Origin of the sequence: Paracoccus aerodenitrificans (assembly GCF_027913215.1) — a bacterium.
GTDB lineage: Bacteria > Pseudomonadota > Alphaproteobacteria > Rhodobacterales > Rhodobacteraceae > Paracoccus > Paracoccus aerodenitrificans.
This window is the reverse complement of record NZ_CP115784.1, coordinates 2,089,864-2,106,108: the sequence shown is the minus strand read 5'-3', so window position 1 is coordinate 2,106,108 and position 16,245 is coordinate 2,089,864. Positions and strand designations below refer to the sequence as shown.

Sequence of the window (16,245 nt, the reverse complement as noted above, 5' to 3'; positions counted from 1 at the left end):
GTGCCGACATCACGAATGTGCCGCCACATCCGCCAGAGGGGCCCGGTCACCACAGGCTGCATCCGCAATCGCGGATGCGCGTTATTTAAATCAGAGCCATGCCGGATTGCAACGACCGACCGCAACGGATGCAGCATCTAATCCGACCTCACGAAATGAACACATCGCTGTGTCGATTTTGCAACCCGACTAAAAAAATCGGATATTAATTCCGCGCTATTTACCCCGGTTTCTTTTCTTTCACGCCCCGCCGCGTTAACCGAAGTTAACAGCCATCACTGCGATTGCTGCATGTCGCAAGCCATACTGCCAGCGTCCCACAAATAATGATACGAATAGGAGGACTGGCGTTGGCGCAGCCTAATAAATTTACATGTTCCGCTGCTATGGCCCTGCTGATGGCAAGCACGGCGCTTCCTGCCGTCGCGCAGGAGGTCGGAACGGCGGATCAGCCGATCGTGCTGGACACGATCGTTCTGTCTGCGGAAGAGCAGGTGAAACAGGCGCTCGGTGCCTCGACCATCGCCGCAGAAGATATCGAAAAACAGCCTGTTACGAACGATATCTCGGAAATCGTGCGCAAGATGCCGGGCGTCAACCTGACCGGCGCGACAGCGACCGGGCAGCGCGGCAACCAGCGTCAGATCGATATTCGCGGCATGGGCCCGGAAAACACGCTGATCCTGATCGACGGCAAGCCGGTTCTGTCGCGGAACTCGGTCAAGATGAGCCGTGGCGGCGAGCGCGACACGCGCGGCGATTCGAACTGGGTTCCGGCTGAGTTGATCGAGCGGATCGAAGTCATTCGCGGCCCGGCAGCGGCGCGGTATGGCTCGGGTGCGTCGGGTGGTGTTGTCAACATCATCACCAAGCGCCCGACCGAGTTCATGGGGCAGGTGGGTGTCCATCTCGAATTCCCCGAGAACAACAAGGAAGGTGAGACCAAGCGGACCAACTTCATGCTGGCCGGGCCGATTGCCGAAAACCTGACCTTCCGCGTCTTCGGCAACTATAATGAAACCGAGGGCGATGCGCCGGATCTGAACCCCGAGGTTCCGTATGAGTTCCGCGGCGAAGAAAGCACACGCACGCTTGCAGGTACAGAAGGTGTGACCAACAAAGACTTTGGCGCATTGCTGACCTGGGATATCAACGCTGAACACGCGATTGATTTTGAAGGCAGCTTTTCTCGGCAGGGCAACGAATATGCGGGTGACTCGCGTAACGGCGCGATTCAGGAAACCGTTGGTGACGACGTCAACCTGATCGGCGAGGAAACCAACCGCATGTATCGCCGCACTCTGGCTGTTACCCATCGCGGTCAATATGATTTCGGTGAATCGAACAGCTATCTGCAATGGGAAAACACCCGCAACTCTCGCCTGTGTTCCGGCACGGCGGGAAGCGTAGAGGACAATATCACCAACTGCGTCGATACGGATGGCGATGGTGAGAACGATGCAACCGCGTTCACCACGATTGAGCTGGACAATATCAGCGCCAAGACCGAATGGATCATGCCGTTTGACGTAATGAGCCGTCCGGGCCGTGCGACTCTGGGTGCGGATTATCGCGGTGAGTTCATGGATGACGCATCGTCGATCCGTGGCGGCCTTGATGAAAGCCTTGCTTCACAGGTTGGCGTGGAGGCCGATGGCACCGAACGTGATCCCGAGAGCGATCAATATACGGTCGGGCTGTATGCTGAAGCCAATATCGAGTGGAATGACAAGCTGACGCTGACTCCGGCGCTGCGTTACGACTATAATGACAATTTCGGGTCGAACTGGTCGCCAAGCCTGAACGCAAGCTATCAGTTCAACGACGAATGGTCGATGAAAGTCGGTATCGCCCGCGCCTTCAAGACCCCGAACCTGTATCAGCTTAACCCGAATTACGTCTATGTCACGCGCGGCAATGGTTGTCCGTTTATAGACGGCGAACGTCTCAGCGGTCCCTGCTATGTTCTGGGTAACCAGGATCTTGAGCCGGAAAAGAGCATCAACAAGGAAATCGGTGTCGCTTATCAGGGGTATAACAACGTCAATGCCAGCCTGACCTATTTCCACAACGATTACGACAACCGCATCGGTTCGGGCTTCTATCAGTATAATGAAGGCGCCACGACCAACCGTCTGTATCGCTGGGAGAACCAGGAAAACGCGGTTATCTCGGGTCTGGAAGGCAACTTCTCGACCGATCTGGGCCAGAATTTCGCCTTCAACGCGAACTTCACCAAGATGATCAAATCCGAACAGGATAACGGCGAACCGCTGAGCCTTGTGCCGGATTACACGATCAACGCCTCGCTGGACTGGTTCGTCACCGATGCGATGACCTTCACGCTCTCGGCCACCCATTATGGCGAGATCGAGGCGGCTACGGTAAGTTCGACCACCAATGAAGACTTCACCGATACGACCAATCGTGATGCCTATACTCTGGTCAATCTGGGCATGAACTGGGATATCAACGATACGGCAAACATGTCGCTCGGTGTCAGCAACCTGTTCGACAAGACGATTGTGCGAACCGACTCGGGCAGCGGTGCGAACACGTTCAACGAACCGGGACGTGCGTTCTACCTGTCTCTGAACCAGTCCTTCTAAGCGGTTCGGAGCAAGTGATAACGACCTTTCCGCACGCCCTTTTGAAGGGCGTGCGGTTGACTTTTCTCCGCGGGATCGGCTGTATCTGCGCTGTCAAAGCCAGTCCGATCCCGCGACAAGCCACTCACAGCTTTTTCAGGAGATCGAGGATATGAATATCCACACAGCCCGATTGAGATATCTTGCCGGAGCGACGGCTCTGACGCTGAGCCTTGGGGCGACACCGCTTCTGGCGCAAACCATCTTCACGCCCAGCAGTGACGAATTCACCGGGCGCGTCAGTGCCGGGGCCGCTGGAGACGCATCGGCGCTTTATCCGGGCAATCCGGCGGTGATCGAAGGCGAAGGTCTGGTTCCCGGTCAGCAGATCACGCTGATGCGTGGCACGAATGTGCTGAACGCAGACGGCCCGATCTCGGTCGATCCGCAGGGCAATTTCAGCCTTGAGCTGCAAGTGGATGAAGAGGCCGCGACCGGTCTTCAGCCAATCGTCGTGATCGCCGAGGATCCGGCCGCCGCAACGGTTGTGAACATGAAAGTCTCGCCCGAGATCGCGATCAGCGGCGCAGAGAATTTCGAGATCGCCACCGCCGAGGTCGCCCGCGGCCTGTATCAGGTGGATTACAGCGAGGCTGAAAATGCCGTGTTCGTCACCTCGGCTGTCGGACGTCCGCCGGTCAGCGACTCGATGATCAGCAAGCTGGATGCCGATACGCTGGAAATCATCGCTCAGGTCACGCCGGATGCGGCACCTGCACGCCAAGATGGCAGCGATGGCGGCGTGTTCGCTGTGTATGGCGTCGGTGTGGACGACAAGAACGGCAATATCTGGGTGAGCAATACCCGCCAGAACACGATTGCCGTCTATAAGGCGTCGGACCTGTCTCTGGTCAAGCAATTCGAGCCGGGTCTGGTCGAACATTCCCGCGATGCCGTGTTCGACGAGGCGAATAACCGCGCCTATGTCAGCGCCACCTTCACCAACGAGATCAAGGTCTATAACTCGGAAACGCTGGAAGAGCTTGATCCGATCGTGATCGAGCCGGTGGGCCGTGGCGCGGAATTCTCGGTCATGAGCCTCGATATCGACGCAGAGGGTGGCAAGCTGGTCACGGTCAGCCTTGCCTCGCCTCAGGCGGCTGTGGTCGATCTGGCCTCGGGCGAGGTGAAGGTCTTCCCGCTGCCCGGCGCGGGCTCTGCTTCCGGTGCGGCCTATGATCCGCAGGACAACCTGCTTTTCGTCGCCTCTCAGCAGACCGACAACCTGCTGATCCTGAACGCCGAAACCGGCGAGGTTCTGCATGATGTCGAGGTGGGCGCAGGTGCGCTGAACGTCGCGTTCGAGCCGGAATCGCGTCTTGCATTCGTGTCGAACCGTGGATCGGGTACGATTACCGTCGTCAATACGGATGGTGAGGTGGTCGCCAATCTGGAGGGCGGGTATCAGCCGAACCAACTGCGTGCCGATGGCCGTGGCAATGTCTATGCCGTCAATAAGTCGAATGGCGAGGACGGCCCGGGCAGCATCATGCGCATCAACCCGAACTGATCGGCATCGTGAAGGGGCAGGGTAAGATTATTGCCCTGCCGGTCTGACGGCGCTCCGCCTGTTGCGGCTGCGCCGTTTTTCTATTTCGGCCACCAGCCATAAGACGCCAAGCGTCCAGATTTCGACCGACAGGCGGAACATGTCAGTCGCTCCGCCCGGCAAGGTCATCAGCGCGTCGCCCAGAACCGACAGCATGACGCAGGCAACGAAGGAAACCAGCCCGCCCCGTCCGATCACCGCCAAGGCCCGTCCCGGCCATGTCCCCGCCAGCCACGCGAAAAGCGGGGCCAGAGGGACGGCGACCAGCCAGCTTGCGGCAAGTATCGCGGTAAAGCGCATTCCATCCAGAGACCATTTGTCGATGGGCATGATCGGCTCACGAATGATCCGCCAGAACTCTTTCAACTCGGGTCCATAGCGCCAGAACTGCGCCAGTGCGAAGCTGTAGATCACGATCACCGAACAGATGATCGTCAACGCTGTAGAGTGACGCCGCAGAACCGGCATGATCTGCTGGCGGAATGCGCACATCGCAACACCGGCATGAAACAGGGCCTGCCACGCAAACGGGTTGAACAGCATCCCGCCGGAAGATCTGTGGTTCGGCAGCATCTGGTTCAGCGGAACCGACACCGCCCACAGCCCTGCCGAGGCAATCGCGAAGACCCAAGGATAGCGCAGAAGGACCGGCACGGTCAGCGGCGCGAATGCCAGCACGACGACATAGAGCGCAAGTACATCCAGCAGGTTCGGCTGCATCCATAGTGTACTAAGTGTGACCAGATAGCCGACAGGATGTTCCACGACCCAGCGGGCATATTCCGACCATACAGCCGTATGCTCCATGCCAAGCGTGAACAGCAGTCGGGACAGCAGCGCCAGCATGATGCCTCCGACAACCAGTGCCAGCCAGACCTGCGCCGCACGTCGCAGAAAGCGTAACTGAGCGGCCCGGCGACCGTCCCGGCTCTCTATCGTGACCCAGACCAACCCGACCAGAAAGCCCGACAGCAGCACGAAAAGTTCTGCCGCGTCGAACACCGCGAAATTCGCCAGCGTATAGTCGCGCAGAAACCCGCCCGGCATATGATCGATCATGATCGCGGCCAGCGCGTAGCCGCGCAGCATGTCAAGCGCAGTGATCCGTTTCATTCAGGCAGGCGTGACCATCGTTCAATAAGCAGGGCGTCGTTCAGTAACGCCTCGCATTCGTCGGGGTCAAGGAAACTCAGTGCCTGCGACTGGTTTTTCGCTACGTCGATCTTCGCCTGTGCCGAGATCGCCGATAGCCGCTCGGGAATGGGCCGGCCAGGCTGTGGCGGGATCAGCGACATATAGGCTGCGCGGGCCTGTGCATTCCGGCCCAGCTCGGCGGTGGCGTCCGCAGGTACGCGCAGATAGCGCGACTGATTGACCGACTCGGCCATGACCGGAGGGATCTCGCGTTCTTCCGGGGTCACCAGCAGCCCCGCCGCCCGTGCCCATCGTCCGAGGATCGGAGAAGCCGTCCAGCGCGATGTCAGCGGCGCAAGGATCAGCCCGGCAAGGATCGGAGACAGCCAGACAAGCTGTGCAGGCGACAGATAGGCGATGGCGATCGTCGTCACCAATCCTGCGGCGACATGCATCCAGTGTCGGCGCAGAACCACGCCCCAGGGCGGCATAGAGCCTTTGCGGACCTGACTTTCCCAGCCAGAGCTGCGGCCCATCAGGATTTCCGAGATCTGCCGCGTCTGGATCAGCATCTGCACGGGGGCGATCAGCGCCGACATGACGATCTCGAACACGGCGCTTAACAGGATATGCGGTCTGGTCCCGCGCTCGCTTGCCAGAGGACGCCGCCAGGCGCGGCCTACTGCGATGAATTTGGGCACCAGCAGCAACGCCGCCGAGGCGGCCAGCAGCCAGACCATCCGCCGTGCATCGAATGTCGGCCAGTCGGGGAAAAGCTGATAGGTCGTCGGGAAATAAACCGGGCTGGACAGGATCACATTGGCGGTCAGGATCAGGCCGACAAGGATCAGGGCCAGCCAGATCGGGCTCATCAGGAACCCCATGATGCCGATGGCGAAATGCACCTTGCTGATTGCGGTAAAGCCGCGTGCGCCGATGACCCGGAGATGCTGAAGATTGCCTTGCGCCCAACGCCGTTCCCGGACCGCCATATCAAGCAGGGTCGGCGGGCAGCCCTCATAGCTTGCACGCAGATCCCAGTCGAGGCGGACCTTCCATCCTGCGCGTCTCAGCAAGGCAGCCTCCACGAAATCGTGCGACAGGATCGTGCCGCCCCACGGGGCCTTTCCGGGCAGTTCGGGCAGACCGCAACAGGCAGCGAAGGCGCTGACCCGGATCATGGCGTTATGGCCCCAGAAATTTCCGTTATCGCCGGACCACGCCGCCACACCACGCGCGATGGCGGGGCCGTAGATACGACCGGCGAACTGGATCACGCGGGCAAAGATGGTCTGGCCATGAACCAGCATGGGAATGGTCTGGATCAATGCCAAGGCAGGGTCCGCCGACATCCGCGCCGACATTTGCCGGATCACGTCGCCGGAAACCACGCTGTCCGCGTCCAGAACCACCATCTGATCATAGCGGCCACCCCATCGCCGGATGAACTCGGCGATATTTCCCGATTTGCGCCCGGTATTATCCGTACGCCTCCGATACCAGACCGGAACCGGCGAGCGCTCGCGCAGGGCCGCCACCGCCAGGGCTTCAGCGGCAAGAATCTCGGCAGAGCGGCTGTCGGACAGGACGAAGATCTCGGTCCGGTCGCTCAGCCCCTCAGATTCGATCTGACCGGCCAGAGCCGCCAGCAGACCCATACTGTCCACCGGGTCCTCATGATAGACCGGCATGAGGATCGCGATACGGGCATCGCCATCTTCGGCGGGTGTCTCATGCTGACGGCAGCTCAGCCCGGCCAGCATCGAGCAGAAGCTGAAGCCGATCCAGGCGAAGGTGATGGTAAAAAGAAACAGCAGGACATACTGCAATATCTGAATATTCGCGCCGAAAGCCGCCCACATCTGCCATGCACCCAAGGCGGTGATTACAGCCGTACCGCCAAAGGCCACCAATCGTGCAAGGCGCACCTCTGGCGCAGATGCGGTAAAGCCCGGCCCGCCAGAGGGCACGGTGCTCAGATCCTGAACCGGCATATCCAGAGGCGCCTCGGGCGGGACGGCCGCAGGCATGTTGGCGGTCGTTGGCGCGACCGCGATATTTTCAGCATCAACTGGCAAAACCTAGCCCTCTGACCATCTGTAAAGCCAGGTTTCCGACAGGTTCATGCCTTCGGACCCTTCCAGAACCGCGCTGAGATCGGCAACCTCGGCACCTTCGGGCAGATATTCGAAGGACAGCCGCATCAGGCCTTGTTCCGGCAGGCGCAGCAGATAGGCGTTTTCGATCTTTCCACGTGCGGCATTGACGACAGCGGCGGGATCATCGCGCCCGGTGAACGGTGCCAGATCGAAATCAATGACGAACCCGCTCACCCCGGGGCGATTGACCGACAGCCCCGACCGGGTCGAGGCCACCCTGGCCAGCGTCGCTTCGGGGACAACCCGGTCTCCGAAACCGAGCGTATAGGCGAAGTCGCTGCGGGTCCCTGCTTCGAGAGGGTCGGAAGGCTGCCAGAAGCTGACGATATTGTCGTGAAACTCGCTGTCGACCGGAATTTCGATAAGCGAAACCGTTCCGCGACCCCAATCGCCTTTCGGCTCGATCCAGGCGGAGGGGCGAAGCTCATAATTGGCTTCCGCATCCTCGTAATCCACGAAATCGCGTGGCCGCTGGATCAGACCGAAACCGCGCGGGTCCTGATCCACAAAGGCCGAAATCTGAAGCTTCGCCGGATTACTTAGCACCCGCCACAGACGCTGACCCGAGCCGGTGATCATCTGCAATCCGTCGCTGTCATGCACGGCGGGGCGGTAATCGTCGAAGATCCCTCCGTCGGCGGGGCCGAACCAGAACATCGAGGTCAGCGGTGCGATCCCCACGCGGTCCAGATCGGTGCGGGGGAACAGCGCCACGCGCGTTTTCACCAGAGAATCGGTGCCGGGTGTGATCACGAATTCATAGGCTCCGGCTACCGAGCGGCTGTCCAGCAATGCCTGTATCGTGACGGAGCCGGTTTCCTGATTGGGCTGATGGATCCAGTATTCGCGGAACACCGGAAACTCCTCGCCCTCGGCGCTTCCGGTGCGAATGGCCAGGCCGCGGGCCGACAGGCCATAGCGATTGCCCCGGCCAAGTACCCGGAAATAGGATGCGCCCTGAAATACCGCGAGTTCGTCCAGAATATCGGGCTTGTTCAGCGCGTTGCGGATGCGGAATCCGGACCAGCCCATTTCGTCGGGCGTGGCGTCGGCCGCATCTGCCGGGAAAAAGGCCGGGTCGAAGTCGAATACCGAGGGATCGAAGGGCATCGGCTGCGGGATGCCCTCATTGACCATATTGATCCGCACGGGTTCGTAGAAAATCATCCCCGGAGACAGCAGGTCCAGCCCGAAACCGGGAATATCCTTCCAGGGATCGGCGTCGCGGCGGAAGCGAATGGCGCGATAGGCATCATAGTCGATATCCGCGAACGGCCCGGACAATTTGCGGGCCGGCGATTCCCATTCACGCGAAGCGACGCCTGCCGCGATGGAGGCAACGCTTTCGAAACCGAACGGTGCGGATGATTCGGATGAGGTTTCACCCTCTGCCGCATCAGGAGAGTTTTGCGCGAAGCCCCGGGAGGCTGTGCCGAGCGCGGCGGCGGCAGTCATTGTGCCAATAAAGTTGCGACGTTTCACGCGTGAGGATCCGGGTAGAAGTTGACATGCGACTGTTATGTGATTGCCGGGGCAACGGCAAGAAACCCTGTTTTGTATGGGGCATAATGCGCGGATTTTCACACATTTTTGCCTTTCGGGGTGCACATTCCGCAAGTGCCGCGCGTATATCGCACCCCTCCCGAAATGAGCCTCTGCTCAGGGTTGTGCGTGTTGCCTGCAGATGACGTTCGGAAAGCTATCGGATGGCAAACTCTTGCATCTTTCCAACGTATGTTGACAGTAATACTCGGATTTGAAATATGCGCAGCAACCCTCCATTCGGGTCGATTTTACACAGCCAAGCGAGTTCCTCATGTCGCAATTCTTAATCCGCCGCACCGCACTGGCCGCGTGTGTCGCAGTTTCTCTGGGGGCCTCGGGCATGGCATGGTCGCAATCCGTGCAGCCCGATCAGAGCAGTACGGAAGCCGCAGAAGCCGAAACCGCTCCGGCGGCCACGACTGCGCAGACCGGCGCTGCGGAACCGGCGCCAAGCGCCGCCGAAACGGCATCCGATGCGGCGCAGCCTGCCACAGATACGGCGCAGCCAGCGGCGGGTGTTGGTGAACCGACGACAGGGGCGGCAGAGACCGCTGCGGCGGACACAGATACACAGGCAGGCGCAAGCGCGACGGTGGCGGATGAGGCAGAGCCGGTCGGTGAGGTTCCTTCTGTTGTGACGGAACTCGCTCCTGCCGAGAACACGCTGCCGCATGATCTGTCCCCGTGGGGCATGTTCATGGCCGCCGATATTGTGGTCAAATCGGTCATGATAGGGCTGGCATTCGCCTCGGTCGTGACATGGACCATCCTGCTGGTGAAGCTGCTTGAGATCTGGGGCGCGAACCGCAATGCACGCCGCAGCGCCGATCTGATCGCCCGAGCGCGTGATCTTGATTCTGCGGTTGCCGCCAGTGCAGGCCGCCGTGACCCGGCCAGCCGGATGCTGCGTGCTGCCTCGATCGAGATCGGGCGATCCTCGCCCGCTTTGGCGAATTCGGGCACTGACGGGCTGAAAGAGCGGATTTCGTCCTATCTGTCCAGCATCGTTTCCTTCGCCGGGCGTCAGGCGGGAAGCGGTACGGGCCTGCTGGCGACGATTGGCTCGACCGCGCCCTTTGTCGGCCTGTTCGGTACGGTATGGGGGATCATGAACAGCTTTATCGGCATCTCGGAATCGCAGACGACGAATCTTGCCGTGGTTGCGCCGGGGATTGCCGAGGCGTTGCTGGCGACGGCTCTCGGTCTGGTTGCCGCTATTCCGGCGGTGGTGATCTATAACTACTTCGCGCGGATGATCACCGGATACCGCATGCGTCTTTCCGAGGCCGCAGCGGGGATCGAACGTCTGGTCAGCCGCGACATAGACTTCGCCGAAACCCGGAGGATCTGACATGGCAGGCCGGATGCAGGAAGGCGACTCGCTGGAGGAAAATCACGAAATCAACGTGACGCCTTTCATTGACGTGATGCTGGTGCTGCTGATCATCTTCATGGTGGCAGCGCCGCTGGCGACTGTCGATATCAATGTCGATCTGCCGACCTCGCGCGGTTCGGCCTCTGAGCGCCCGGATGAGCCGGTCTGGCTGACCGTTTCGTCCGATCTGACGATGACGCTTGGGAATGAGCCGGTTCCGCCGGGCCAGTTGCGGCAATCTCTGGAAGCGGGGACCGATGGGGACCGGGAAACGCGGATCTTTCTGCGTGCCGATAAATCGGTCAGCTATGGCGAGGTCATGGATGTCATGAACAGCATGCGCGACGCGGCTTATACCAAGATCGCGCTTGTCGGCATGGACGGGAACACCGCAGGCGCTGCTGCCGATGCCGCGCAGGCAGATGGTGCAGCCGCGCCGGTTACCGCTTCTGCACCTGCCGCGGAGGAGGCTGCGCAATGACCGGTGACGGTCCATCCCGTGATCTGGTTGTCTGGGGCGGGGCCGGTCTTCTGGTGCTTGCGGCGCATGTCGCGGCAGGCGTCTGGTTCATTCAGGCATCGCAACGCGCCGAAGCGCTTGGCGTGACCGAGGCGGTTTTTATCGACATGGTGATGCCGGAGCCGCCTCCGGGCCCGGCGAATGAAGACGATGCGCCCGGCGCCGAGGAAGCGCTCGCGGAAGAGGTGCCTGTCGCGGAAGAAGAAGCCCCGCCCCCCGCGCCGGATTTCACCCCGCCGGAAATGACTGAACTGCCCCCGGTCGAGGATTTCGCCGATCTGGTGCCTGAACCGCTGCCCGCGCCGGATTTCGAAGCGCCGCCGATGACGGAACTGCCTCCGATCAACGATTTTGCCGAGCTGTTGCCGCAGTCAGCATTGCTGCTTGAAACCTCGGAACGTCCGACAGCACGGCCAGAGCGGCGGCAGCCCGAGCCGCAACCCCGTCGTGAGCCGCAGCGTCAGCCCGAACCCCAACGCCAACCCGAGCCGCAGCGCCAGCAGCCCACGCAACAGCGTCAGGCCGCCCCTCAGCGTCAGGCTCCGGCACAGTCGCAGCAGCAGACGCAGCGGCGTCAGGGCGGTGCAGGTGGCGGCGGTCAGCGCCAGACGACCGGAAATCCCGCTGCATCCCCGCAGCAGATGGCCAGTTGGAGTTCTCGCGTCGGATCCGCGATTTCCCGCCATATGTCACGCACCCGTATTCGCGGCGGCGGTGGCGGAAGCGTGACGATTCAGGTGGCGGTGACGGTTTCGGCGAACGGTTCCGCCTCTGGCAGGCTTGTCAGTTCAACCGGGAATGCGCAGATAGACGCCGCACTTGCGCGTCAGGCTGCGCGTCTGCCCCGGATGCCGGCACCGCCGAACGGGCAGACTGCGTCTTTCGTCCAGCCCATCTCTATCGCATTGCGCTGAAAATACCGCTGGCGGGGGCTGAACCCGGCCTGCCCGGAAAGGATACTGCATGAGACATGATCCGCTTCCCCCGTTTCAGGCTGAAGCGCCGTTACAGGTCGAGTTCGGGCGTCTCGACACGATTCTGCGCCGTCAGGCCGAGGAATTCGGGCTGGAACTTCACTCCGGGCATGGCCGCTCGACTTGGCTGAAGCTTGGGAACGGAGAAATCGGGGCGCGGCGCAGCGGTGCGTTCAGCGTGGCCTATGTCCGGGCCGCGACAAATGAATGGCTGTTTTCCCTGAAAGAGACAGTGGCTTACTATGCTGCGGAATTGCTGGCCGAACCGGATCTGGCATTGGCTTGGTCCGGCCCGGATCAGGCCGGTCAGACGCCGCCGAATTTCAGCCTTGCGCGTGTGGCGTCGGTTCGCAAGATCGGTGCGCATTTCCAGCGATTGCGGATCGAAGGGGAGCGGCTGGATCGTTTTGACCGCGATATGATCCATTTCCGCCTGATCCCGCCCCATCCGCTGCATAAGACGGAATGGCCGCATCTTTCCGCGCGGGGCCAGACCGTCTGGCCGCAGGAGCTTCACCGTCCGGCCTATACCGTCTCGGCCATCGATGCGGTTGCAGGATGGATGGAAACGGATATTTTCGTGCATGAGGGCGGTCGCATCTGCGGCTTTGCGGACAAGGCGGCGACCGGAGCCGAACTTGGCCTGATGGGTCCCGGAGGCGGCGGCATTCCCGTTGCCGCACGGCTTCTGATTGCCGGAGATGAAACCGCCTATCCGGCACTGTCGCGGATCATCGCCGCGCAGGCACAGGATACGCTGATTGTGTGCCATCTTTTCGGCGCGTCTGCCGATTATCCTTTTGCGGATCATCCCGGTCTCAGACTGGAACATTCACCGGCAGGAGAGACGGAACTGACGCAGCGACTGGAGGCGGGGGAGGTCTCTGCGGATCGTGTCTGGATCGCGACGGAAAGATCACGGCTTCAGCCCCTGAAAGCGGCGGTGAATCTCCGCTGGCCGAAGGATCGGACGCATCTCGCCGCTTATTGGAACGCTGCGGCGGGTCAGTTCGACAGCGTCGCATAGACGCCATTCCGGGCACGCAACTCATCATCCGTGCCGGTTTCGACAATCCTGCCCTCCTGCATCACGACGATGCGGTCAGCATGCCGGATCGTCCCCAGCCGATGCGCGATAATCAATGTGGTGCGCCCGACGGCAAGGCGATCAAGCGCGGCCTGTATCTCGCGTTCAGTGGCGGTATCGAGCGCCGAGGTCGCCTCATCGAGGATCAGGATCGGCGGGTTCTTCAGAAATGCGCGGGCAATCGCCACGCGCTGCTTCTGCCCGCCCGACAGCATCACACCGCGCTCGCCGACGATCGTATCCAGACCTTCGGGCAGGGCGGCGATCATCGGTGAAAGCTGCGCCTGATGCGCGGCGTCAAGGATCTCGGCATCCGTGGCACCCAGCCTGCCATAGGCGATATTTTCGCGTAGAGTACCGCCGAACAGATAGACATCCTGACTGACCAGCCCGATCTGTCGGCGCAGGGAATTCAGCGTCATCTGCTGAAGGGCGATGCCGTCAATCGCAATCCGGCCCCCGCTCGGTTCGTAAAACCTTGGCAGAAGCGCCAGAAGCGTGGTCTTGCCCGCACCTGAGGGGCCGACAAAGGCGACGGTCTCGCCGGCTGAAATCGACAGATCCACCGCGGTCAGCACATTGCGGCTGTCGGCATAGGAAAACTCGACATTCTCGAACCGGATATCTCCGCGCAGGGCAGGGGCTTCCGATGCGTCGGGGGAATCTGCGATTTCCGGTTCGGTCGCCAGCAGTTCCTGATAGCGACGGAACCCTGCGATGCCGCGTGGATAGGTCTCAAGCACGGCCGCGATCTTCTCCAGCGGGCGGTAAAACACGCCGACCAGCAGAAGAAATCCGACAAAACCACCAGTTGTGAGATCGCCCTTCAGCACGAAAGCTGCTCCGATCACCATGACTACGACCTGAACCAGCCGCATGCCCATATATTGCAGCGCATTCGAGATCGCCATGATCCGGTATGCCTCGATCTTTTCGCTGCGATAGCGGGCATTATCTCCGGCAAAAAGGTGGTTTTCATGCGCTTCATTGCCGAATGCCTGAACCACGCGAACCCCGCCGAGCGCCTCTTCCAGCCGCACGTTGAAATCTCCGACACGGGAATAGATCGCCTGCCATGCCCGGGTCATTCGTCCGCCGAACACCACCAGAATCGCCACCATCGCGGGCACGATCAGCGCGACGATCAGCGCGAGTTGCGGATTGATCCAGAACATCATCAGGAACGCGCCGATAAAGGTCATCACCGCGATGAAAGCGTCCTCGGGGCCGTGATGCGCGACTTCTCCGATTTCCTCAAGATCACGGGTGACTCGGGCAACCAGTTTTCCGGTACGGGCGCGGTCATACCAACGCCATGACAGCCGTGTCAGGTGATCGAATGCACGGGAGCGCATCTCGGTCTCGATATTGATGCCAAGCTTATGGCCCCAATAGGTCACGATGATCAGCAACCCGGCATTGACGGCATAAAGAACCAGCAACCCGGCTGCTGCGAGCAGGGTCAGGCCCCAGTCGCCGCGCGGAAGCAGATGATCGATGAATCCCGTGATTGCCAGCGGGAAGGCCAGTTCAAGCAGGCCGGAAAGGACCGCGCAGCCGAAATCGATCCAGAAAAGCCGACGATGCGGGCGGTAATATGTAAAAAACTCGCGAAGCATAGTTGCTGTTTATCGCCGGGCATCGGGTAAGGGAACGGTCTGGCCGCTTGCGGGACATGGTTTCGCTGTTTTTCGATCTTGGAGGATAAGCCATGTGTGAATCCTGCAGGAGACGACTGTCATCATTCTTGCAGCCTTCGATTCCGGATCCAGACTGTTTCAGTATAGGCGTTAGCTGTCGCCCGTTAATTCGGATCGAATAGCCGCCGCGACCGTCCAAATCCGCAAGCTCATAAAAATAAACTAAATTGTCTGCCATCAAGTTTCACAAAATCATGGCTTTACGCAAGGTAAAGAGCTATTCTGTTCTTCATTCGGAGGACATCTTGCAATCCAGTATTCGCCATTTACGCATGTTCCAGCATCTTGCGGCCACCCATTCGGTGACCCGCACGGCTGAGCTGTGTCATGTCTCGCAACCTGCCGTCACGCAAGCGATGAACAAGCTTGAGCAAGAGGCGGGCATAGCACTGCTGGAAAGAACCTCTCAGGGAATTTTTCTGACAAGGGCTGGTGATATCGTTGCCCGGCGGACCGAGCGTGCTCTGTCTCATCTGGATGCCGCCATGTCGGATATGGCGCGTAATATCAAGTTTCAGGCGACCCGGCCGCAGCTAACGGCGCTGATCGCCGTGACCGAGACGGAAAATTTCACGCTGGCCGCCCGCAAGCTGGGATTGGCGCAGCCGACCGTTCACCGCTCGACCAGCCTGCTGGAACAATCTGCCGGAATGCGTTTCTTTGAACGCACGGCGCATGGCCTCATCGCAACACGCGCTGCGCGGCAACTTGCCCATGCGGCGCGGCTGGCTTTTTCCGAGATAGATCAGGCCGCTGCCGAGCTTTCCGCAATGGCAGGCGGCGCGCGGGGACGTATCGTCATCGGTGCGCTGCCCTTGTCTCAGGCAAGCCTGCTGCCCGAAACCATGCTGCGTTTCCGTTCCTCCCAGCCCGATTTTGAGTTTGAAGTCGTGGATGGATGCTACGATGAGTTGCTGTCGGGGCTCCGGCGAGGCGAAATCGACGTGCTGATCGGCGCATTGCGGCCCGCGGCTGCTACTGACGATATTCAGCAAGAGCGCCTGTTCGACGATTCTGTCGTGATCGTCTCGCGAAAAGACCACCCCATCCTGTCGCGCAATGGCGTCAGCCCCGAGGAACTAGCAGATTATCCTTGGGTCGTGCCGCGCCGGGGAACGCAGATCTGGTCCAATCTGGAACCCATTCTCTGCGAGGATCGTGAACAGAAGGCGATCGTGACCTCCTCGGCTACTCTGCTGCGCGAACTGCTTCGGGGAAGCGATCATCTTGGCGCATTATCTCGGCTTCAGGCTGAGGCAGAGGCGAAAGTCGAAGCGCTTGCAATCGTCCCCATCGACATACCTGATTCCAACCGTCCCGTTGGCCTTACGATCCGCACGGGATGGCAGCCGACAGGCGCTCAGCAGGAGTTTCTGGATATGTTGCGTCAAACATCGGTAAGCGTCGTCTGACGCTTCCGCCGATGCGGCTGGCATATTGCCGGGGCTATCAAGACGAACCTCATCTTTCCCGTATCCTCGCCGGAGATTGGCCTAGGATTCCATAATGCGCTATCAACATCTTATGGCGCTGAAGGAACAGGCGGGGAGGATC

The 16,245-nt window shown here is 60.4% G+C and carries 11 protein-coding genes; 7 read left to right on the top strand and 4 right to left on the bottom strand.

Features of this window, described 5'->3' with window-relative positions; genetic code table 11:
* The first annotated feature begins 350 nt into the window (after positions 1-350).
* Both PAE61_RS11685 and PAE61_RS11680 read left to right on the top strand, forming a co-directional pair.
* Positions 351-2,609 carry a FepA family TonB-dependent siderophore receptor gene (locus PAE61_RS11685; protein WP_271112559.1) on the top strand — a complete coding sequence of 753 codons (2,259 nt, stop codon included), beginning with the start codon at positions 351-353 and terminating at the stop codon, positions 2,607-2,609.
* Between the two features lie 151 nt (positions 2,610-2,760).
* Entirely contained in the window at positions 2,761-4,158 is a 1,398-nt protein-coding gene (locus PAE61_RS11680; protein WP_271112558.1) for a Vgb family protein, read from the top strand.
* A gap of 27 nt (positions 4,159-4,185) precedes the next feature.
* On the opposite strand, the gene PAE61_RS11675 is transcribed toward PAE61_RS11680, so the two are convergent.
* Genes PAE61_RS11675 through PAE61_RS11665 form a run of 3 tightly spaced genes read right to left on the bottom strand, consistent with a single transcriptional unit; the run spans position 4,186 to position 8,972 of the window.
* Complete coding sequence (locus PAE61_RS11675) at positions 4,186-5,310, bottom strand: OpgC domain-containing protein (protein WP_271112557.1); 1,125 nt, start codon at positions 5,308-5,310, stop codon at positions 4,186-4,188.
* Positions 5,307-7,361: a glucans biosynthesis glucosyltransferase MdoH gene (mdoH, locus tag PAE61_RS11670; RefSeq protein WP_271112556.1), complete on the bottom strand. Its 2,055-nt coding sequence runs from the start codon at positions 7,359-7,361 to the stop codon at positions 5,307-5,309. The genes PAE61_RS11675 and mdoH overlap by 4 nt, the downstream gene beginning before the upstream one ends.
* A 51-nt stretch (positions 7,362-7,412) precedes the next feature.
* Positions 7,413-8,972, bottom strand: coding sequence for an OpgD/OpgG family glucan biosynthesis protein (locus tag PAE61_RS11665; RefSeq protein ID WP_271112555.1), 1,560 nt, complete (start codon positions 8,970-8,972; stop codon positions 7,413-7,415).
* Positions 8,973-9,306: 334 nt separating this feature from the next.
* On the opposite strand from PAE61_RS11665, the gene exbB reads away from it, so the two are divergent.
* Genes exbB through PAE61_RS11645 form a run of 4 tightly spaced genes read left to right on the top strand, consistent with a single transcriptional unit; the run spans position 9,307 to position 12,931 of the window.
* Positions 9,307-10,386, top strand: a complete 1,080-nt coding sequence (exbB, locus tag PAE61_RS11660; RefSeq protein ID WP_271112554.1) for a tonB-system energizer ExbB — start codon at positions 9,307-9,309, stop codon at positions 10,384-10,386.
* A 1-nt stretch (position 10,387) separates the two neighbouring features.
* Positions 10,388-10,891, top strand: coding sequence for a TonB system transport protein ExbD (gene exbD, locus PAE61_RS11655; RefSeq protein WP_271112553.1), 504 nt, complete (start codon positions 10,388-10,390; stop codon positions 10,889-10,891).
* Entirely contained in the window at positions 10,888-11,844 is a 957-nt protein-coding gene (locus PAE61_RS11650) for a TonB C-terminal domain-containing protein (RefSeq protein WP_271112552.1), read from the top strand. The genes exbD and PAE61_RS11650 overlap by 4 nt, the downstream gene beginning before the upstream one ends.
* 49 nt (positions 11,845-11,893) lie before the next feature.
* Positions 11,894-12,931, top strand: a complete 1,038-nt coding sequence (locus PAE61_RS11645; RefSeq protein WP_271112551.1) for a siderophore-interacting protein — start codon at positions 11,894-11,896, stop codon at positions 12,929-12,931.
* On the opposite strand, the gene PAE61_RS11640 is transcribed toward PAE61_RS11645, so the two are convergent.
* The gene (locus PAE61_RS11640) at positions 12,910-14,610 is read right to left on the bottom strand and encodes an ABC transporter ATP-binding protein (protein ID WP_271112550.1); all 1,701 of its coding nucleotides are present in this window, start codon (positions 14,608-14,610) and stop codon (positions 12,910-12,912) included. The two genes, PAE61_RS11645 and PAE61_RS11640, sit on opposite strands and share 22 nt — an antisense overlap.
* 326 nt (positions 14,611-14,936) lie before the next feature.
* On the opposite strand from PAE61_RS11640, the gene PAE61_RS11635 reads away from it, so the two are divergent.
* Positions 14,937-16,103, top strand: a complete 1,167-nt coding sequence (locus PAE61_RS11635; protein ID WP_271112549.1) for a LysR family transcriptional regulator — start codon at positions 14,937-14,939, stop codon at positions 16,101-16,103.
* Positions 16,104-16,245: the final 142 nt, after the last annotated feature.